Origin of the sequence: Paenibacillus sp. Soil750 (assembly GCF_001428045.1) — a bacterium.
GTDB classification, from domain to species: domain Bacteria; phylum Bacillota; class Bacilli; order Paenibacillales; family NBRC-103111; genus Paenibacillus_E; species Paenibacillus_E allorhizoplanae.
Map to the genome: position 1 here is coordinate 591,149 of NZ_LMSD01000001.1, position 19,044 is coordinate 610,192.

General features: G+C 46.9%; 17 protein-coding genes. 13 read left to right on the forward strand and 4 right to left on the reverse strand.

Annotated elements, in window-relative coordinates:
- Positions 1 to 108: 108 nt before the first annotated feature.
- From ASL11_RS02585 to ASL11_RS02620, 8 genes are all read left to right on the forward strand, one after another.
- Positions 109 to 891, forward strand: a complete 783-nt coding sequence (locus ASL11_RS02585) for an SDR family NAD(P)-dependent oxidoreductase (protein ID WP_056609307.1) — start codon at positions 109 to 111, stop codon at positions 889 to 891.
- Between the two features lie 48 nt (positions 892 to 939).
- Positions 940 to 2,667 (forward strand): IlvD/Edd family dehydratase, encoded by a 1,728-nt coding sequence (locus tag ASL11_RS02590; protein WP_056609309.1) that lies wholly within the window; start codon positions 940 to 942, stop codon positions 2,665 to 2,667.
- A gap of 53 nt (positions 2,668 to 2,720) precedes the next feature.
- Positions 2,721 to 5,159, forward strand: a complete 2,439-nt coding sequence (locus tag ASL11_RS02595; protein WP_056609310.1) for a hypothetical protein — start codon at positions 2,721 to 2,723, stop codon at positions 5,157 to 5,159.
- Positions 5,160 to 5,357: 198 nt separating this feature from the next.
- Complete coding sequence (locus ASL11_RS02600) at positions 5,358 to 6,737, forward strand: extracellular solute-binding protein (protein ID WP_056609312.1); 1,380 nt, start codon at positions 5,358 to 5,360, stop codon at positions 6,735 to 6,737.
- Positions 6,738 to 6,826: 89 nt separating this feature from the next.
- On the forward strand, positions 6,827 to 7,012 hold the full coding sequence (locus ASL11_RS02605) for a twin-arginine translocase TatA/TatE family subunit (RefSeq protein WP_056609632.1): 186 nt from the start codon (positions 6,827 to 6,829) through the stop codon (positions 7,010 to 7,012).
- Between the two features lie 144 nt (positions 7,013 to 7,156).
- Positions 7,157 to 8,005 carry an amidohydrolase family protein gene (locus tag ASL11_RS02610; RefSeq protein WP_056609314.1) on the forward strand — a complete coding sequence of 283 codons (849 nt, stop codon included), beginning with the start codon at positions 7,157 to 7,159 and terminating at the stop codon, positions 8,003 to 8,005.
- 26 nt (positions 8,006 to 8,031) lie between these two features.
- A complete protein-coding gene (locus ASL11_RS02615) occupies positions 8,032 to 9,321 on the forward strand; it encodes an aspartate aminotransferase family protein (RefSeq protein WP_056609317.1) in 1,290 nt (429 codons plus the stop codon).
- Positions 9,322 to 9,345: 24 nt separating this feature from the next.
- Positions 9,346 to 10,248: a fumarylacetoacetate hydrolase family protein gene (locus ASL11_RS02620; RefSeq protein WP_056609319.1), complete on the forward strand. Its 903-nt coding sequence runs from the start codon at positions 9,346 to 9,348 to the stop codon at positions 10,246 to 10,248.
- 78 nt (positions 10,249 to 10,326) lie between these two features.
- On the opposite strand, the gene ASL11_RS02625 is transcribed toward ASL11_RS02620, so the two are convergent.
- Positions 10,327 to 10,884, reverse strand: coding sequence for a DJ-1/PfpI family protein (locus ASL11_RS02625; RefSeq protein ID WP_056609321.1), 558 nt, complete (start codon positions 10,882 to 10,884; stop codon positions 10,327 to 10,329).
- A gap of 148 nt (positions 10,885 to 11,032) precedes the next feature.
- Here ASL11_RS02625 and thyA point away from each other — a divergent pair, with 148 nt between their 5' ends.
- Both thyA and ASL11_RS02635 read left to right on the forward strand, forming a co-directional pair.
- On the forward strand, positions 11,033 to 11,827 hold the full coding sequence (thyA, locus tag ASL11_RS02630) for a thymidylate synthase (protein WP_056609324.1): 795 nt from the start codon (positions 11,033 to 11,035) through the stop codon (positions 11,825 to 11,827).
- A 33-nt stretch (positions 11,828 to 11,860) separates the two neighbouring features.
- Entirely contained in the window at positions 11,861 to 12,343 is a 483-nt protein-coding gene (locus ASL11_RS02635) for a dihydrofolate reductase (RefSeq protein WP_056609326.1), read from the forward strand.
- Positions 12,344 to 13,052: 709 nt separating this feature from the next.
- Here ASL11_RS02635 and ASL11_RS02640 read toward each other — a convergent pair.
- The 3 genes from ASL11_RS02640 to ASL11_RS02650 all read right to left on the reverse strand — a co-directional run bounded on the left by ASL11_RS02640 (position 13,053) and on the right by ASL11_RS02650 (position 15,264).
- A complete protein-coding gene (locus ASL11_RS02640) occupies positions 13,053 to 13,682 on the reverse strand; it encodes a YcnI family copper-binding membrane protein (RefSeq protein WP_056609327.1) in 630 nt (209 codons plus the stop codon).
- A 98-nt stretch (positions 13,683 to 13,780) separates the two neighbouring features.
- Positions 13,781 to 14,452, reverse strand: coding sequence for a response regulator (locus ASL11_RS02645; protein ID WP_056609329.1), 672 nt, complete (start codon positions 14,450 to 14,452; stop codon positions 13,781 to 13,783).
- The gene (locus tag ASL11_RS02650; protein WP_056609331.1) at positions 14,452 to 15,264 is read right to left on the reverse strand and encodes a sensor histidine kinase; all 813 of its coding nucleotides are present in this window, start codon (positions 15,262 to 15,264) and stop codon (positions 14,452 to 14,454) included. The genes ASL11_RS02645 and ASL11_RS02650 overlap by 1 nt, the downstream gene beginning before the upstream one ends.
- Positions 15,265 to 15,470: 206 nt before the next feature.
- Between ASL11_RS02650 and ASL11_RS02655 the strand changes: the two genes are divergently transcribed.
- The 3 genes from ASL11_RS02655 (at position 15,471) to phnE (ending at position 19,016) form a co-directional block, all read left to right on the forward strand.
- Positions 15,471 to 16,502 carry a HoxN/HupN/NixA family nickel/cobalt transporter gene (locus ASL11_RS02655; RefSeq protein WP_056609334.1) on the forward strand — a complete coding sequence of 344 codons (1,032 nt, stop codon included), beginning with the start codon at positions 15,471 to 15,473 and terminating at the stop codon, positions 16,500 to 16,502.
- Positions 16,503 to 16,671: 169 nt separating this feature from the next.
- Positions 16,672 to 17,445 carry a phosphonate ABC transporter ATP-binding protein gene (gene phnC, locus ASL11_RS02660; RefSeq protein WP_056609336.1) on the forward strand — a complete coding sequence of 258 codons (774 nt, stop codon included), beginning with the start codon at positions 16,672 to 16,674 and terminating at the stop codon, positions 17,443 to 17,445.
- Positions 17,442 to 19,016, forward strand: a complete 1,575-nt coding sequence (phnE, locus tag ASL11_RS38100; RefSeq protein ID WP_082595210.1) for a phosphonate ABC transporter, permease protein PhnE — start codon at positions 17,442 to 17,444, stop codon at positions 19,014 to 19,016. Before phnC ends, phnE begins: the two co-directional genes overlap by 4 nt.
- Positions 19,017 to 19,044 lie beyond the last annotated feature (28 nt).

Consider the following 19,044-nt stretch of genomic DNA (forward strand, 5'->3'; position numbering starts at 1 on the left):
TCGTAGTCGTTCTTCGGATCAAGCAACTCAGACTGTCGAATGCATGGCATGTTCGCCAGTCTGACTTTGCAGGTTTGTGAACTACCTAGGGAATGGAGGGCTTCCCGCGTGCGATTGCAAGGAAAACGAGCATTGATTACAGGAAGTGCCAGAGGCATCGGTCAAGGGATTGCACATAAGTTCGTGCAAGAAGGAGCAAGTGTCGTATTGCTTGATTACAGGGCGGATCAGCTTGAAGCATCTGCAGACACAATTCGAAAGCAAGCCATAGATAGGGGGCAAACACCTCAAGTTGCAACCGTCGTCTGTGACTTAAGTGTGCCGGAGCAAGTGGACAAGGCTGCTGAAAAAGCGTGGGCTTACTGGGATGGCATCGACATTTTGGTCAATAACGCTGGCATTGCAACACGTGAGTCGTTCATTGACATCCCTCTCTTTCGTTGGCAGCAGGTGATCAACATAAATTTGAATGCGGCGTTCCAACTGAGCCAATGGGTGGCGAAGGGGATGATTGCTGGTGGGATTCACGGTTCGATCGTCAATATGGCCTCGAAAAATGGCTTAGCCGGAAGTGCCGTATTGGCTCATTACAATGCATCCAAAGGCGGCGTTGTTTTGCTAACGCAGTCGATGGCTGTTGATTTGGCTCAGAATAACATTCGTGTTAATAGCGTTGCGCCTGGCTTCATCGATACACCGCTGGATCGCGAACTGAAGGAGAAATCGGAAGTCACACTTTCATTGACGGAACGAACCCCGATGCGCAGGCTCGGTACCATTGAGGAAGTAGCGAACGCATTTCTATTCTTGGCATCAGACGAAGCATCCTACATAACGGGCACGACACTAGTTGTGGACGGAGGTCATCTTGCCAATGCTTGTGATTTGTAAACTTTTGTAACCATACATCAGGATTGCGTGCAAGGAGGACTTACTAACATGGCAGATGAGGACAACAAGCATGGGGTAAATGAGGAAGATAAACTTCGTGGTGACAAATATTTTAACGACACAGGGCTTTGGGGGTTTATCCATCGTTCATTTACGAAATCCATGGGCTACACGGACGACGATTTAAAAAAGCCGGTCATCGGTATTTGCAACACATTCAGCGAGTTGAATAAATGCCACTCTCACTTTAGAGAATTGACTGACTATGTAAAGCGTGGTGTATGGCAAGCCGGTGGTCTGCCCATGGAATTCCCGACTATTTCGATTGGCGAACCATATGTTAAGCCAACGACGATGCTGCTTCGGAATCTCATGGCGATGGACACGGAAGAAATGGTCAAAGCGCATCCGATCGATGGCGTTGTGCTTCTGGGCGGATGTGACAAAACGGTACCTGCGCAGTTGATGGCTGCGGTGAGTGCTAATATTCCAGCGATAGTCCTTACCGGCGGTCCGATGCTGAACGGCAAATTAAACGGCCAGACGCTTGGTGCCTGCACCGACTGTTATCAGTTTACGCTTGAGCACAAAGCGGGCAACATCTCAGACGAGCAGCTCACCATTGCTGAGAATGCTATTTGCCGCAGTGATGGTCACTGCATGGTGATGGGGACGGCCAGTACAATGGCGGCGATTGCCGAAGCGCTTGGTATGGCACTCCCTGGCTGTGCGGCAATTCCTGCCCCAGATTCCAGACGGCGACATATGTCCGAGCAGACAGGGAAACAGATCGTGGAGCTCGTCCGTCGCAACATCCGACCGCGTGACATTATTACAAAGGAATCACTGGATAACGCAATTCGAGTTACGATGGCATGCGCAGGATCAACCAACGCAATCATCCATTTGGTAGCTATTGCTGGACGACTTGGCTACCGATTACCGCTTGAAAGGTTCGATGAAATTAGCGCAACGACGCCATTTATCCTGAACGTTCGCCCATCTGGCAAATATCAAATGGAAGAGTTTTTCGAAGCAGGCGGCGTGCCGTCGCTGATGAAGGAAATTGAACCGCTGCTAAACGGCAATTGTTTGACCGTTACTGGCCAAACAGTGACAGAGAACCTGCGAGGCGTGCTAGTAACTGACCGCGAGCTGATCTATCCGCTTGAGCAGCCCATTGCTCCGCAAGGCGGTATTGCGGTGCTGCGCGGAAACCTCTCTCCGAACGGTGCACTAATCAAGCAAACGGCGGTTTCACCGCATCTCAAAAAACACCGTGGACGCGCCGTCGTCTTCGAATCGCCGGCCGATCTGAATGCACGGATTGACGATCCAGATTTGGATGTCGATGAGAACAGTGTCCTCGTGTTGAAGAACGCTGGACCGAAAGGCGCGCCAGCGATGCCGGAAATCGGGCAAATCCCAATTCCGAAGAAGCTGCTCATGCAAGGGGTGCGCGACATGGTACGTATTTCGGATGCCCGCATCAGCGGTACTTCGTACGGCACCTTGATTGTGCATGTTGCTCCTGAAGCAGCCATCGGTGGACCACTAGGGCTCGTGCAGAACGGCGATGAGATCGAACTCGACATCGATATGCGCAAGCTGGAGTTACATGTAGATGAAGAAACGCTTCGAGAACGCAAAGCGAAGTGGGAGGCTCCTCCACCTGCCTATGATCGAGGGTATGGTCTCCTATTCTTGGAACGTGTGCTGCAAGCGGATGAGGGCTGCGATTTTGACTTCCTATTGCCGCCTGAGCTTCGCAAGTAGCGATGTAAATAGTTGTCTTACCTATCCCCCTTACGAAGAGGAGTTGTTCAACGATGTTCTTCCTAGATGACAAAAAGGGAAAATCGAATGCGACAGACGTAAGCAACGAGGAGAATCATACGAACGGTAAGTCGAATGAGGCCATCAGTAGACGTAAAGTTTTGGCAACGATAGGGCTTGGCGGCGTCATGTTGGCTGGCAGTGTCTTAGGCCCCCGATTCGCATCGGCGGATAATGGGTCGTCGAACGACAAAGATGGCAAAGACGATAAAGACAGTAAGGACGGCGATCGCGTACTGCAAGTTATCAATGTGGCTGAACTAAAATCACTCCCAATGGGTCAGATGAAAGACGGCCAGCATGTGTTCGTTGGCGGTTACAACAAGAGCGGTGACGGAGGCGGCAAACTGGTTCGGTTTGTAGCGGACAGTACCAAAGCTGACAATGGCGGTACCGTTCACAGGTTGACGAATGGCGGCAATGGACGCGAGCAGTATGATGCAGCTAAGGGAGTCAAGCCACCCAAAGGAGAAGGTTGCTTTGAAGTCGTACATCAGGGAGTAGGCGACTTCCGGTGGTTTGGCATTTTCGACAAGAGTATAAATGCAGATGTTGCGCTGGATGTGTTGATCAACGATTTAACGATTCACCGTGTCGAAGCGCACTCAGACCTTAATTTCATAAAGCGCCATGTGTATCACCGCAGCGATATCGAAATTGATTTCCACGGCCACACCGTCACGACCGAGGGGATCGAACTGAACACGTTGGATAACCCCTTCGGAGCGGTCATGTTTTTCCAAGGTGTCGCAACTGGTGTGACGCAAACGGTTACGTTAACGGAAGATATATCTGAATATTCAGATATATTTGAAGTGGCTGATTCATCGATGTTTGAAGTGGATAGCTGGTGGCACGCGCAGATTAAGAACAACGCGGCTGGCGGTGCTCAACGTGAACTAGATTACCTGATCAAAGTGACCGAAATTCTCGATGCCACCCACGTCAGGTTTAACTATAAGCTCGGTTGGCTGCTTGCAAAGGGGCGTCCGATTACATATAAAAAAGTGAATCCTGCCTTCCGGTGCCATGTGCGCAACATGAATTTTATCGGTATACCTGTGCCGCCTAACGGCACTAGTCTCAGGCCATTTCCGACATGGGATCAGATTGGTTCGAATCCGGTCGCTTATGAATTCGCTGTAGAATGCGATGCATCGGGTATCAAGGCTAGCAAAGTATTCTGGCCTGTCGTTATGCGGAGATACAATACGCATTATGTGACAGAACGCTGCCAATTGATGAACCCAGAAGAACGCGATTGGGGCGGAACTGGCTATTTGACGCAGCAGATCAACGTGTTGTATGGGCATATCCGAGATTGCAATACGAGCAATGCACGTCACTTGAATGATTTTACCTGTGCAGCTTATTGTATGGTTGAGAACTGTCACGGTGATGGCGATGAGTACGGTCCGTTCGTTACGCACGGTCAATACGAACATGATCTGACTTACATCAACAACTCTGGGCTTTTATCATTTGCAAACAGCGGCACGACCTGGGGGGACAGCGCGAAGCGTGTGACCGTTAAGAAGCATATCGCATCGCGAATTGTCGCGAGCAAGCGGTTAACTGACTTGACACTTGAGGATTGCCATGCCGTCGTTACGTACACCAAACCTGGTGTGAAAATGGCTAATTCAGGTTCATTCTGGGTGAATATGGATGGCTTGCAGATGAGAGGCTGTACGGCGCAAGAGATGGTGACGATATCCAAAGGCTCCTCGCGTGCCAAAAGGAAGAACATCATCGATAGCTGCTCCTTCGGCATGCTGAAGGGCTACGAAATCGCCCGTCCGATCCGCAGTGGAACGACCCAAGTAGGATATACGCCGAGCAACGGTGAACTCACTATTCTTAACAGTGAATTCTACAATATTGAAGAGGTCACACTCGGAAGCATTAATAAACTTACACTCATTAATACGTGGTTCAAAGGCCTCCCTCAAGTAGGAGGTACTGTGAAGGTTGGTACGCGTGAAATTATCATGCAAGGTGGCGGTCTCGTGGATTGCTGCTTCTTGCTCACCGGTGCTTGGGATAAGGTGGGAGATGTCAACAATCCGAAGAATAAGCCTGACCAATGGATCACCATTGACGGCAGTGCGATATTCAGCGGAGTAAATGGTGAGAAGGCGTTTTTGAAAAGTGTAGATGCAACGAATGTCGTTACTTGGAATTTCGGAAACTGTACGAGTGTTGCCTCGGATGCTAGTACAGCACATTTCTCCATTCAAGGTGGGATGAATAAATTGAAAGCGATCGGCTCTCAATTTACTGGAGGGAAGTATGAAGTGTCGGCTGACGCATTTGGCAACGGTACCTACTTCTTCATGACTTCTTGCGTGGAAGAAGGCGTCAATCGGACTGCACTTCCAGCAGAAAGTGATACGGTGAAACATAGTGTAGGCAATTTATCGATTTCTTGATAGTAGGCATAAGAAAAACAGGCAGAATTAATGGAATGAAGGGTTTCATCGCATATCCGGTAACGTTATGTTGTGAAACCTGATGTACATTGACATGTGATGGTGGGTCGTTGCTATAATACAAATAACAATGCAGATACAGGATGTGCCCATGTTTCCTGATCTTGTCAGTGTATCGGATGGAAATGAGGTTTATAGATGGAAAAACGGACAACTCGCAGCTCATCTCGCACGCGCCTGAGCGAACTCGTCAACACATTGAGAGAAGATATTTTGACAGGAAAGCGGCCGGTAGGGGAATATTTACCTTCCGAGAAAACATTCGCCGCGGAATACAATTTAAGCAATCAATCGGTACGAAAAGGGCTGGACGTTCTGGTTGCAGAGGGACTTATTGAGAAAATCCCTCGTGTCGGAACCAAGGTTGTCGGTGCTCCTGAAGGCGCTTTCGTCACAGTGAAGCTTGGCTTCCATAGCTCCGTTACGGATGAGGCGGATATCCACAGGCTGCTATCCAGTTTTCAAAAGGAAAACCCACATATTCGGGTGCAAGCTGTTCCTACTTCAAGCAATAATTACAGTTATATCAGCGAGTACTTGTCCAGCGGTCTTCTCGACGTGGTCATGATGAACTTTAAGGATTTTCAGGAATGTGTAGAAATGGGTGAAGAAGGTATGCTGGAGCCGACGGAACGGAATCCAGAACTGTATTCATTCTTATCGGATGCTTTTGTGGCAGATGGTCGTCAGCTTGTGCAACCTTTTATTTATTCACCGCTTATTCTTTGTTATAACCGGGAACATTTCCATGAGGCGAACTTGCCGGAGCCGGATAGCAGCTGGCAGTGGAAGGATCTGATCACCTATTCGTCAAAACTGGCGATTCCAAATGAACGCCTCGGTTTTCACTGTGACTTGTATTCGCCAAATCGTTGGCCACTGCTTCTGTTGCAGACAGGCGGGAAGTTCGAGCGTCATGAAGATGGCAGACTTAAACTTGCTGGTACAGCTATGATGGATGCACTTCGCTATTGTGGTGAGATGAAGCACAGTATTCCTTCTTTATCAGAAGGCATTACAACGGGTGAATCCGAGCTGCTCTTAGCCAAAGGCAAAGCGTCGATCATCATGACCAGTTACTTCTACTTAAATTACTTACTCGGTGAGAGGCTGTCCTTTGACATTGCCCCTGTACCGCATTTTGGTACACCGATGACGATGCTGCTTAACACGGGACTTGCTGTTAATCGGAAGTCACAAGTGAAGGACGCGGCGGTCAAGTTAGTGGAATATCTAACTAGCTATAAGGCCCAACTTTTCGTTCGTCAGCACACGTACAGTCTTCCCGCCAGAAAATCTGCCGCAGAGTGGGTCGGGGAAGAGAAACGCTATCTGCCGTCCAGATTTTCACTATTTCGCGAGACGATACCTGGTTTTCGATATTTCACGGATTTAGCTATAAGTGCAAGCGAGTTATCAGGTATAAACCAAGAACTCAAAATGTATTGGGCAGGCTTGGAAACGGAAGAGGTATTGTGTTCTCATATCGAAGAGCGTCTAACCGTTAGTTCTGTGTGAGAACAGCATCCAATCACGAACGTTGTCGTTCAAAAGTTGTCTAACCAGAAGGAGTGAGTTATGTGCCGCATTTTAGTGCTTCAACTATTATGTTACTAATTATAACTGCACTGGTATTGTTCGGTCCCAAGAAGCTGCCTGAATTAGGTCGTGCGTTTGGCAAGACCTTAAGGGAGTTCAAGAAAGGAACCAAGGGCTTCATGGAGGATGATGAGACACACCCTTCCCTGCAGTCACGTAAGGATTCTCACATGGATGAGGCCAATAAACGATAAATAATTCCCTTTAAAATATAGCAATGAAACAGATCGACTCGATAGGGCTATTGCCGGATGGAGTACGGTCTCTTTCCGATGCCATAAAAACGGCATTAACGCATTTTTGAAAGACTACATGTTAGCTAAAAGGTGGTGCAGAAGATGATTTTTGATTGTCATACACATTTATTTCTTCCCGGTCAAACCAATGGCCCCTTCCTAGCTGCGGTAAAGCGCAGTTGGGGAGAGGATATGGATATCATCGCTACGCCAGAGATGCATGAAGAAAATATACGTGCTTTTGATGGGGCTATCGTGCTTGCTTTTGACGCTCCTGCTACCGGCATCCAAGTACCTAATCAGGTTGTTGCTGAGTATGTAACTAAGCATCGTGGACGATTATTCGGCTTTGCAAGCATCGACCCAAACAGGCCAGCTGCGGATCGGCTGCTAGAAGAGGCTATCAAGGAATATGGCCTTAGCGGACTTAAACTGGGGCCGATTTATCAGAATTTTTACCCTGGTGAGCAACGTCATTTTGAGTTGTATGCCAAAGCGGATGAATTGGGATTGCCCATTATGTGGCATCAAGGCACCTCTTTTGTACCCGAAGGATACCTCGATGCGTCCAGGCCAGCAGCATTAGATCCAATAGCCCGCGCATTTCCTAATCTGAAAATGGTTATTGCACATATGGGTCATCCTTGGGTGGATGAATGTATTGCTGTAGTTCGCAAAAATGCCAATATGTATATGGATTTATCGGCATTAGGTTCACGACCATGGCAGTTCTATAACGCACTCGTTTCAGCCATGGAGTATGGGGTCACACATAAGATTTTATTCGGCTCCGATTATCCTTTCTTCAGCACACAACAAACCATTGACTTGTTTCGGAATATTAATCACTTGGTTGAAGGTACGAAGATGCCGCACATTCCAGAGCAGATCATCGAAGACATCATTCATCGCAACACGCCAGAGATACTCGGCCTGACCGCATCCCTATAATAAATCATTTTCAGGAGGTATGAGATATGTCAAAGAATATTGAGCTGTATGAGGAATCGAAATTATACTCGCCAGGTGGGGTACATACGTCCATTCGTAACGTGAATCCTATGAAGGTGTTTACGAAAGGTGAGGGCGCTTATATTTATGATGCAGATGGCAAGAAATACATCGATTATCAAGGTGCATTTGGCCCGATTATTTTGGGGCACAGCCATCCCTACGTCAATCGTAAAGTGATTGAAGCCATTGAACGAACGGATTTGTACGGCGTCGGCTGTACGGATCTAGAAGTAGAATTAGCTCGTAAAATTTGTACGCACGTCCCTTCGTCAGAACAAGTGCTTTTTTGTAATTCAGGATCTGAAGCCACCTACCATGCGATTCGTTTAACCCGTGCGATTACAGGACGTAACAAGCTGATCAAATTTCAAGGCTGCTATCACGGCTGGCACGATTATGTCGCACGTAACATGCTTAGTTCTTGGGATATGATTGGCAAAAGGGATCCGGGCTCTGCTGGTATGTTAGATGAAGCGATTGATAATACCTTAGTTTGTACATTTAATGATCTGGATGATGTTGAAAGGACCTTCCGTGAGAATAAAGGGCAAATCGCATCGTTGATTGTTGAGCCGATTCCCCATAACATCGGTTGCGTAATGCCGCAGCCTGGCTTCTTGGAAGGGCTTCGTGAGCTTTGCACCGCACATGGAGCACTGCTTATCTTTGATGAAGTAATTACAGGCTTCCGCCATGATATTGGCGGTTATCAGAAGGTTGCTGGCGTTACACCTGATTTGACAACGATGGGTAAAGCGATGGCGAATGGTTATCCGATCGCCGCTGTAGCGGGTAAACGTGAATATATGCAGCGTTTCAATACGTACCCAGGTGGAGATGTGTGGTTTGCAGGCACCTATAACGGGCACTCCGTAGGCACGGCAGCTTCAATTGCAACACTGGAACTGATGGAGAACGAACCGGTACATGAGCATATTTTCCGGTTGGGCGAGAAGATGCGTTCGGGCATACGTGGCATTCATGAACGACTTGGCATCGAGGCTTATGTGGCAGGTTTTGGTTCCGTATGGACGACATACTTTATGAATAGCGAGCCGAAGAACTACTCGGATTTGCAGCAAAATGATGCAGAGCTATACGTAACCTATCGTAAGAAGTTGATCGAGAAGGGCATCTTCAAAATGCCGATGAACATTAAACGCAATCATATTAGTTACTCTCATACCGATGAGGACGTCGACACAACACTTACGATCATCGAGTCCGTGTTGAAGGAACTTGTTAATCAATAATCTAATGATAGGAGTATACGGCACATGAAATTCCTTTCGTTTCTTCATAAAGGTGACTACCGATTAGGTGTCAAAATAGAGCAAGGTGTGGTCGATGTTGTGGCGGCACTCTCCGCAGTTACGGAAGAGAAAGCAATTCCGACAACCATCCATGAGGTTATTTATGGCGGTGCCGAGGCTTTGAACCATCTGCTTTCATTTATAGAATGGGTCCTTGTTTCGGATGCAGATCAAACCGCTTATCTATTGGATGAATCTACATTAACCCTTGGGCCCTGCGTCACGCATCCGAATAAAATCATATGCGTGGGACTTAATTATCGCAGACATGCGGAGGAAACGAATGCACAAATCCCGCAATTTCCCATTCTGTTCAACAAGTTCAATAACGCCTTAGCGAGTCATGGGGAGGACATTTCGTTACCTAAGGTTTCGGAGAAAGTGGATTATGAAGCGGAATTAGCCATTGTCATTGGTAAAACAGCGAAATATATTTCGAAGGAACAAGCACTTTCTCACGTCTTTGGGTACTGTAATGCGAATGATTTGTCTGCCCGCGATTTACAGGTAAGGACGCAGCAATGGCTATTGGGGAAATCGTGTGATCAATTTGCGCCTATCGGTCCCTATATTGTGACAGCTGATGAAATTGGCAACCCGAACGATCTTGAGATTAAAACGGTTGTAAATGGAGAGGTAAGACAGCACTCGAATACTTCGGATATGATCTTCCATTGCGATGAAATCGTCAGCTACATTTCACAGCATATGACGTTAATGCCGGGAGATATCATTTTAACAGGGACACCTGAGGGTGTTGTTTTAGGGTATCCGCCAGACAAACAGGTATATTTGAAAGATGGGGATATCGTGACGATTGAGATTGAGAAACTCGGAGCACTGACCAATCGGATGGTGGCGGAGTAAGGAAATGGGACTGTCCCACGAGTAGTGTAGACTACTTAGGAGACAGTCCCGTTTCTTTTTATAATCTATGTAATCTGATTAGGCCAATAATTTCAAAAACTCCCGCATAAAGCCTGGTAAATCCGGCCATGCATGACCGCTGACGAGTTTCCCATCGACATGAAGCGTATCGGTTGTATAGGTCGCTCCAAGTGCTTCAACATCCAAGCGACATGCGTTATACGCCGTTAATGTGCGCCCCTCGAAAAGGGATCTGTCTTTCAGAGCGGCGAATACTTGTGCACCATGGCAGATGGCACCGATCGGCTTATCCGCTTCAAGGAAATGACGAAGGATGCGTGGAACATCTTCACTCGAACGAATATATTCGGGAGCTCTACCGCCCGGAATGATGAGTCCATCGAACTGGCTGGGATCAACATCGGCGAAAGCGACGTGGGAGGGAAGCAGATGCCCAGGTTTCTCGGTATACGTTTCCCAATCTTCAACAAAATCGTGAACGACGGTACGAAGTACTTTCTTCGTAGGAGATGCGATAACAGCTTCGTATCCCTCCTCTAGTACACGGTAATAGGGATAGTATACTTCCAATACTTCTACAGCATCACCAGTTAGAAATAAGATCCTTTTGGACATAAAATCACTCCTTGGTAATAGTTGGTAATTCATATTTAATTATGAACAAACCTGGTTTTCTTGTATACGGGTGGAATTTGAGATGAATTGTCGAATTGGATGATGTTATAATAGAAGATATGTCGAAAATGTGGGGAATGATTAAATTATGAAAGCTTATTTAGAATTGCTTAAGGATGTCTTAGATCAAGGTGTAGAAAAGGGAGATCGCACGGGAACAGGAACGATTTCTGTCTTTGGACGTCAGATGCGAATCAACCTGAGCGAAGGTTTCCCTCTTTTAACAACGAAGAAGCTGCACATCAAATCGATTGTTCATGAACTGCTGTGGTTCATAAGCGGCAGCACGAATGTTCAATATTTGCGCGATAATGGTGTTTCGATCTGGGATGAGTGGGCTGACGAAAATGGAAATCTTGGCCGCGTATACGGTGCACAGTGGCGTACATGGCTGGCGCCAAATGGGCAAATTATCGATCAAATTGAGAAGCTGATTCATCAAATCAAGACGAATCCAGATTCACGCAGACACTTAGTCAGCGCTTGGAACCCTGCGGAAGTGGATAACATGGCGTTACCGCCTTGCCACTATGCGTTTCAATTTTATGTAGCGAACGGTCGGTTATCATGCATGTTTCAAATGAGGTCCGTGGACACGTTCTTGGGTCTGCCTTTTAATCTGGCGTCGTATGCCCTGTTAACCCATATGATTGCTCAGCAGTGTGATCTGGAAGTAGGGGATCTGATCTGGAACGGCGGCGACGTGCACATTTATCAGAATCATGTTGAACAAGTGAATAAACAGTTACTGAGAGAGCCGCAAGAGCTGCCAACGCTTCAAATCAAAAGGAAGCCAGCTTCCATCTTCGAATACCAATTCGATGATTTTGAATTTCTTAATTACACACCGCTGCCGGGCATTAAGGCGCCGATTGCGATCTAAGGAAACTGCTGTAACGAAAGGAGTATTCGCCGTATGAGTATCTCATTTATTTTTGCCATGGATCGTAACCGCGCCATTGGCGTCAATAATAAGCTGCCTTGGCATTTGCCAGGCGATTTGAAATTTTTCAAAAACGTGACGATGGGGCATCCCATCCTGATGGGACGCAAAACGTACGAGTCGATCGGCAAGCCGCTTCCTGGAAGACGAAATGTCATTCTCACGCAAAATACCGCGTACCAAGCCGAGGGCTGCGAAGTTATTCACTCGGTAGACGAAGCGATTGATGCATTCCGTGACCAGGAACTGTTCGTCATCGGCGGAGCAGAGATCTTCAAACTATTTGCCTCCCATGTGAATCGTATGTACATCACTTACATCGAGGATGAGTTTGAAGCGGATACCTTTATGTCGGATCTCGACTTGTCCAATTGGACTTTGGTATCGTCGGAGCAAGGCGAGCGTAACGAGAAGAATCCGTATGAGTACTATTTCCGAATTTACGAACGGAATTAGGTCATCTGACAAAAAAAGCCTTGAGCACTCCCACTGTTTTTGCACAGATGGGTGCTCAAGGCTTTTTGATTAATAAGTAACAAATACGGCTTCACTGGATAATTGGGTAGGAGTTAGTCGATGAAACCGACTAACTCGAGTGCGTTAGAGGCAATTGGAGAGGAGTTAGTCGATGAAACCGACTAACTCGAGCGCATTAGAGGCAATTGGAGAGGAGTTAGTCGATGAAACCGACTAACTCGAGTGCGTTAGAGGCAATTGGAGAGGAGTTAGTCGATGAAACCGACTAACTCGAGTGCATTAGAGGCAATTGGAGTGTAGTTATTCGATGAAACCGACTAACTCGAGTGCGCTAGAGGTAATTGGAGTGGAGTTAGAGGCAATTGGAGAGGAGTTAGTCGATGAAACCGACTAACATGAGCACACCAGAGGCAATTGGAGTGTAGTTAGTCGATGAAACCGACTAACTCGAGCGCACCAGAGGCAATTGGAGAGGAGTTAGTCGATGAAACCGACTAACTCGAGTGCATTAGAGGCAATTGGAGTGTAGTTAGTCGATGAATCCGACTAACATGAGCACACCAGAGGCAATTGGAGTGTAGTTAGTCGATGAAACCGACTAACTCGAGCGCAAAAGCCCCCAGTAGTTACTCTGTCCGAAACAGAGCAACGATTGGAGGCTTTCGTTCATGAAGAAGTTTCACTCACTTTATTTACGTTTTCTAACCAACGATACGATCAACGCTAACGCGCCAAGAACAACAGCAGCAATGGACAGGTACAGCGACGTGTTCGATTCCGAACTATCTCCAGCAGATGCTGTGCCAGCCGTTACATTCCCGTGGCTATCTGTAGTCGCACCAGCGGCAGCTTTTGCTTTAACGGTAGTGACAGAAGCGGGTTTGTCGGAGCCGTTCGCCCCAACCCATTCTACAACAGATCCATCCTTGTAAGTTTGGTAAGCCTTCCAAACGATTTGAGTAGCGGTATCAGCGACTTTACCTTGCATGCTGAAATCACCGAATTCAGTTGCTCCTAGTCCATCACCCGTTGCTGTCCAAGTAACGCCAGTGATTTTGCCGGCAGCGTCTTTGGCGATATCGTACTTCCAACCTGCTTTAGGTTCAAAACGAGATACAGCTACGGAATCAAGAGGGAATTTGACCTCGACTTTAACAGTAGCACTTTCCTTCTCAGAAGGTACACGTACAGTGAAAACTTCATAGCTGCCTTGGGTAGCTTCTTTCGGATATACAGTGACATGAGCACTAGCAATTCCCACTAGTAGCAAGGATGCGATCATCATCGAGCTTGCGGTTAACATGAATTTTTTAAACATGGCATTTATTTCCCCTTTCGATATCAACTCTTACCATGTTGTCCATCTTACCTGATAGACAAGCATAAGAGTATGACTCGACTGGGCTATTTTTTCGACTAGTTTTGTCCTTTTCGTGTCAGTCCGTGTTTAATGGCGAATGCGGTGAGCTGCACGCGATTCTCTAAGGATAGCTTCACGAGAATATTTTTCATGTGATTTTTCACCGTATGCTCGGAGATGAGCAGCTTCTCGGCAATGACTCTATTATTATCCCCTTGTGCGACATAGGCGGTAATTTCTTGTTCGCGTGACGTCAGCATGTGAGGGCTCGGGCCTTCTGTTTGCGCGCCAACCGGAGAACGGAAACGTTCGAATAGTTTGTCTGCCATGCCGCGCGCCACCTCTGAATTATCATCAAGCAGGGCACGCAGATAGCTGAGCCATTCATCGGGATCCATATTTTTGAGCAAATACCCTTGTGCGCCGAATTGCAAAGCCGTGAAGAGATCAGCAACATCATCCGAAACGGTGAGCATAACGATGCGTATCCCGCCATAGGCTTGTTTAATGTGCCGTGTAGCCTTTAATCCGTCCATCGGTGACATATGGATATCCATCAAGACGACATCGGGAGCAAGCTCTCCACAAAGTCGAATGGCATCTTCTCCTGTACTTGCTTCTCCAACAATGAAGAAATCAGCGCATGGCGCAAGCATGCTTTGTATCGCTTTGCGTGCTAAGGGATGATCATCAACAATAAGAACGCGAAACGGCATAAGATCGGGCATTAGCTGTTCACCTTTCTTTCAGCTTGTACAATCAGTTCCGTGCCAGCGTCTTTCTCGCTCAGAAGCTCAAGCGTAGCCCCAAGCTCGGAAGCTCGTTTTTGCATGAGATCGATGCCGTAAGTCGTGCTCTTAGCATTAGCTTTCGTATCGGGCTGCAGTCCGCACCCATTGTCCGTGATGTGCATTCGCCAGTGATGGTTGTCATCTTCCAAATGGAAAGTAGCATCTGTTGCCATCGAATGCTTGCGGATGTTAGTGAAAGCCTCTTGCATAATGCCGAAAAGGAGGATTTCCTCATTAGGTGAGAAGCTGTTTTCGGTGATTTTCACGGTTTCTTGGAGTTCAATGCCTGTGACTAACCGCCAATTGTCTAAGTAGGTATGAATGCGTTGCCCAAAGGAAGTACCTTCTTCTGGCGGCGTTCTCAGATTGAAAATAGCTTGGCGAAGTGAATTGTCGATTTCGGAAACAGCGGCTTTTGCTTCTTCGATGTCACCTTGACGCAGCTTCACGTTCAAGAAGAAGAGGGTCTGCGCCAAATCGTCATGCAGCTCCCGAGCCAGACGCTCACGCTCTTCGAAGACCGCTCTGCGGGCTTCACTGAGTAGGATTTTCTCATTGCTGCGTTCCATGCTGGTAAACATCCAGGAAGCGAAGAGATACGAGAGGAGCAGCGTAATTACTGTGATCGTGAAATTGCCGGCTTCCATCGTCAAATAGCGCAGTAAAAATTCATGACGAATATATTCAAAGCCGCCAATAATAAAGACGGGCACCAGTACCGTAAAAAGCTTGTATTTTCGCATAGTCATGCAGAGGATCAGCTCCTTAATAAAATAAAAGTATGGAATAGACTTCCCAAGAAATGATAGCTGTAGGATTGGAACGGTTTCTATTATATCAGATCTCATTTAGAATTCTTCACAAAAAATAGATGCGGTACTTCTCAATTCCCACACGCTTGTGCTACATTATTAGTAAATCGTAACACGAATGGGGAAGGTGGGGTTAATTTACCATGTGGAAATCTTTGCTGGAGGATAGGAAAAGCTGGGCCGGATACGTTGGCTTTATCATCCTCCTACACGTATTAGGGCTGATCGGTTTATATACCGTGGCCAAAACATCTCCCGCTTTCTGGGGGATCGGACTACTGGCTTACACGTTAGGGATGCGTCATGCGTTCGATGTTGATCATATTGCTGCTATCGACAATACGGTACGTAAGCTAGTACAACAGAAGAAAAATCCACTTGGTGTCGGTTTTTACTTTTCATTAGGCCATTCGTCAGTCGTATTCGTCATGGCGATTGTAACGGCCTTCTCCGTGCAATGGGCAGCTCGTGAGCTTCCATGGATGCAGCGTTTTGGCGGTGTGATCGGCGCTTCTGTCTCTGGACTATTCCTGGTCATCATTGGTATTATCAATCTGTTAATCCTTATTAGCCTCTATAAAATGTTTCTGAAGTTTCGCGGCGGCAAATACGATAACGACGAGTTTGAAGAGCTGTTAGAATCGCGTGGGTTCATTGCGCGACTCATTAAACCGTTATTCTCGTTCATCACTAAAAGCTGGCATGTCTATCCGTTAGGCTTCCTATTCGGTTTAGGCTTTGATACGGCAAGTGAAATCGCCTTACTGGCTATTTCCGCTCATGCGGCGAAGGATGCAATTCCGTTCATTGGTGTAATTTCGCTGCCGCTCTTGTTCGCAGCTGGGATGAGCCTATTCGATACGGCAGATGGTATGTTTATGACAAAAGCGTACAAATGGGCTTTTCATACGCCAGTGCGCAAGTTATATTACAATTTGACCGTTACTGCACTTGCGGTTGTAGCGGCGTTAATAATTGGTGTGATCGAGCTTGGACAGGTGCTTTCCGAGGAATTCAGTATGGAAGGTACGTTCTGGACGTGGCTGCAAGAGATTGATTTTGGTACGTTAGGCTTTATTCTGGTTGGGATGTTCGTCGTCGCGTGGATCGTTTCGATTGCCGTCTGGAGAGGCATGAAGATTGAGGAGCGCTGGGGTGCAAAGTACAATCCATAAAAGAGATGGGGGCCTCTGCGCAAGCGCATGAGGTCATTTTTTTGTGCATGGTGAACAATGGAATATGAATTTTTTCTAAAGGTAATGATAGAAAAAAGGATTTTTCAATTATTCGTTGAAAGTAGTCTGTCTAGCACTTGAAATTGTGTAAAAGAAAGTAGGACGAATCATGATTGAGTTTAAACATCTTTCAAAGGTATATCCAAATGGTACTGTTGGCCTAAATGACATTAACCTTACCATACACCCAGGGGAGTTCGTTGTAATCGTAGGTTTATCAGGCGCTGGTAAATCCACACTGCTACGTTCAATTAATCGTCTGCATGAGACGACAAGCGGTGAGATTCTAATCGATGGGAAATCCATTACCAAAGCGAATGGCGCACAGTTGCGTCGGATGCGTAGAGACATCGGGATGATTTTCCAGACCTTTAATTTAGTCAAAAGATCCACGGTTATTCGAAACGTCCTTTCCGGTCGCGTTGGGTATCATTCCACCCTTCGCACGATGTTTGGATTGTTCCCTAAAGCGGACCTTGAGCTTTCGCTCAAAGCACTGGAGCGGGTTAATATCCGTGAAAAAGCGTATTCGCGCGCTGATGAATTGTCCGGCGGTCAACAGCAACGTGTTTCCATTGCAAGAGCGCTGGCACAAGAAGCTAAGATCATCTTGGCGGACGAGCCGGTCGCGTCATTGGATCCGCTTACGACTCGTCAAGTTATGGATGATCTGAAACGGATTAACAAAGACCTCGGGATAACAACCGTCGTCAACCTTCACTTTATCGATTTGGCACGCGAGTACGCGACACGCATTATCGGACTTCGTGCAGGGAAGGTCGTGTACGATGGACCTGTTGCTGATGCGACGGATGATGTGTTCTCCGAGATCTACGGCCGCGCCATCAAGAAAGATGAGCTGCTGGGGGTGCAGGAGGGATGAGTGTAGCAACCGTCAAAAAGCCTCCGCGCACCAAGTTTTATATGATCATCGCAATCATGGTGCTTTTCTTAATCGGCAGCATTTATCAGACAGATGCGACGCTGACAAGATTAGCTACTGGTACGCCGGAGATCATGAAATTCATCGCAGAAATGTTTCCGCCAGATTGGCTATTCTTCGCTGATATTTGGAAGCCGATGGCCCAAACCATACAAATGTCCATCCTAGGCACAATTGTTGGAGCGTTATTCGCGTTCCCAATGGCGTTGTTGGCTGCACGTAACGTAACATCGTCGCCGTGGTTGTCCTATCCTGCTCGATTTATTATGAATTTTGTTCGTACCATTCCTGATTTGCTCTATGCAGCCTTATTTGCCGTATTAGTAGGCTTTGGTCCAACAGCAGGTACGTTAGCTCTAATTTTCTTTACTTTTGGTATTATTTCAAAACTTTCTTATGAATCAACGGAAGCGATCGACCCTGGTCCTCTTGAAGCGATGACGGCAGTTGGAGCTAATAAACTGAAGCTGATCCGCTTTGGGGTTCTGCCACAAGTTGCTCCTACGTACTTGGCCCATTTTTTGTACACCTTTGAAGTGAGTATTCGTGCATCTGCAATCCTCGGTCTGGTTGGCGCAGGTGGTATTGGCTTATTGCTCAAAAACACACTCGATCTGTTCCGTTATGATCAGTCTTGTGCCATTGTTATTTATACGTTATTGATCGTCGTCATCATTGATTTGGTGAGCACACGATTCCGCACGTATTTGCTAAAAGGCAGTGCCAAACCGATGTCTGAAACACAAGCTAACACGTATAAAATTATTGGCGTAGTAGCTGTGATCGGTCTTCTTGTATGGGCGTTAACTGGCTTGGAGCTAACTGGATTCCAACCAACCACTTGGATTCTTACAAAAGCGATGATCAGTGGATTATTCCACCCAGACTGGGCATATGTCTATATCCCAGAAGGCGAAGATTTACTTCGTTCCTTGCTTGAAACCTTATCGATTTCCTATTTAGGTAACTTCGTATCCGCGATCGTTTGTCTTCCTTTTGCTTTCTGGGCCGCGGCGAATATGAGCAAGTACCGTGCTGTTTCTGGTACTGGGAAGCTATTCCTAAGCGTCGTTCGTACGATTCCAGAAATCATTATGGCTTTGATCTTTATTAAAGCAGTTGGACCGAACGCCTACGCGGGCGTAATGGCTCTTGGCTTGCATTCTGTAGGGATGTTGGGCAAATTGTATGCCGAGGCCATTGAGAATATGGATATGGGGCCTACCGAGGCCATGACAGCCGTTGGAGCGAATTTCTGGCAGCGGATGTCATTCGCCGTTATTCCACAGGTCATACCAGATTTCATTTCGTATACGTTGTACCGTTTTGAAATTAATGTCCGTTCCGCAACCTTACTTGGCGTCATTGGTGCTGGAGGAATAGGGACACCGTTAATCTTCGCATTGAATGCAAGGCAGTGGCCGCGTGTAGGTATTATCTTAATTGGGATTATCGTCACTGTATCGGTTATTGACTATATCTCGGGAACACTGCGGAAACGAATCGTATAACCTATGAGCTAGACGAACAAAAAAGGCA

Bases quoted from the DNA above. Each gene is read 5' to 3' on its own strand.
- ASL11_RS02615 (WP_056609317.1), top strand. From the start codon at position 8,032: ATGTCAAAGAATATTGAGCTGTATGAGGAATCGAAATTATACTCGCCA.
- ASL11_RS02600 (WP_056609312.1), top strand. From the start codon at position 5,358: ATGGAAAAACGGACAACTCGCAGCTCATCTCGCACGCGCCTGAGCGAA.
- ASL11_RS02590 (WP_056609309.1), top strand. From the start codon at position 940: ATGGCAGATGAGGACAACAAGCATGGGGTAAATGAGGAAGATAAACTT.
- ASL11_RS02605 (WP_056609632.1), top strand. From the start codon at position 6,827: ATGTTACTAATTATAACTGCACTGGTATTGTTCGGTCCCAAGAAGCTG.
- phnE (WP_082595210.1), top strand. From the start codon at position 17,442: ATGAGTGTAGCAACCGTCAAAAAGCCTCCGCGCACCAAGTTTTATATG.
- ASL11_RS02645 (WP_056609329.1), bottom strand. From the start codon at position 14,452: ATGCCCGATCTTATGCCGTTTCGCGTTCTTATTGTTGATGATCATCCC.
- ASL11_RS02650 (WP_056609331.1), bottom strand. From the start codon at position 15,264: ATGACTATGCGAAAATACAAGCTTTTTACGGTACTGGTGCCCGTCTTT.
- thyA (WP_056609324.1), top strand. From the start codon at position 11,033: ATGAAAGCTTATTTAGAATTGCTTAAGGATGTCTTAGATCAAGGTGTA.
- ASL11_RS02610 (WP_056609314.1), top strand. From the start codon at position 7,157: ATGATTTTTGATTGTCATACACATTTATTTCTTCCCGGTCAAACCAAT.
- ASL11_RS02655 (WP_056609334.1), top strand. From the start codon at position 15,471: ATGTGGAAATCTTTGCTGGAGGATAGGAAAAGCTGGGCCGGATACGTT.
- ASL11_RS02625 (WP_056609321.1), bottom strand. From the start codon at position 10,884: ATGTCCAAAAGGATCTTATTTCTAACTGGTGATGCTGTAGAAGTATTG.
- phnC (WP_056609336.1), top strand. From the start codon at position 16,672: ATGATTGAGTTTAAACATCTTTCAAAGGTATATCCAAATGGTACTGTT.
- ASL11_RS02640 (WP_056609327.1), bottom strand. From the start codon at position 13,682: ATGTTTAAAAAATTCATGTTAACCGCAAGCTCGATGATGATCGCATCC.
- ASL11_RS02595 (WP_056609310.1), top strand. From the start codon at position 2,721: ATGTTCTTCCTAGATGACAAAAAGGGAAAATCGAATGCGACAGACGTA.
- ASL11_RS02635 (WP_056609326.1), top strand. From the start codon at position 11,861: ATGAGTATCTCATTTATTTTTGCCATGGATCGTAACCGCGCCATTGGC.
- ASL11_RS02620 (WP_056609319.1), top strand. From the start codon at position 9,346: ATGAAATTCCTTTCGTTTCTTCATAAAGGTGACTACCGATTAGGTGTC.